1 protein-coding gene is annotated in these 576 nt (G+C 73.4%); it reads right to left on the reverse strand.

What is annotated here, in order from left to right; translation table 11 throughout:
- Window positions 1-576, reverse strand: a 576-nt coding sequence (locus J0695_RS39665) for an amidase family protein (protein ID WP_242553759.1), incomplete at both ends; no start/stop codon positions are given.

The following is a 576-nucleotide window of genomic DNA, read 5'->3' on the forward strand; positions in this document are numbered from 1 at the left end:
GTACGGGCCGGGGCGGCGGGGTGGTGGTGTCGTCGCCGCAGGGGCGGTGGTCATGTGGGCGAGGGCCTGCTCGGCCTCCGGGAGCGTACGGGCGAAGACGGTGACGCAGTCCAGGCTCGCGCAGGCCGGGACGACGCCCTCGGTGGGGACCAGGCCGTAGGTCGGCTTCAGGCCGACGATGCCGTTGAAGGCGGCGGGGACGCGGCCCGAGCCCGCGGTGTCGGTGCCTAGGGCGAAGTCGACGATGCCGAGTGCCACGGCTACGGCCGAACCGGAGCTGGAGCCGCCGCTGATGCGGGTGGGGTCGATGGCGTTGCGTACGGCGCCGTAGGGGGAGCGGGTGCCGACCAGGCCGGTGGCGAACTGGTCAAGGTTCGTCGTGCCGATGAGCAGGGCTCCGGCTGCTTTGAGTGCGGCTACGACGGGGGCGTCCTGGGGTGGGGTGTACGCGTACGAAGGGCAGCCTGCGGTGGTGGGGAGGCCCGCCACGTCGATGTTGCCCTTCACCGCGAAGAGGCGGCCCGCCAGGGGGAGTTCGGGGTCCAGGGTGGCCGCCTCCGCCTCCAGGTCGGCCTG

Origin of the sequence: Streptomyces beijiangensis (assembly GCF_017315755.1) — a bacterium.
Taxonomy (GTDB): domain Bacteria; phylum Actinomycetota; class Actinomycetes; order Streptomycetales; family Streptomycetaceae; genus Streptomyces; species Streptomyces beijiangensis.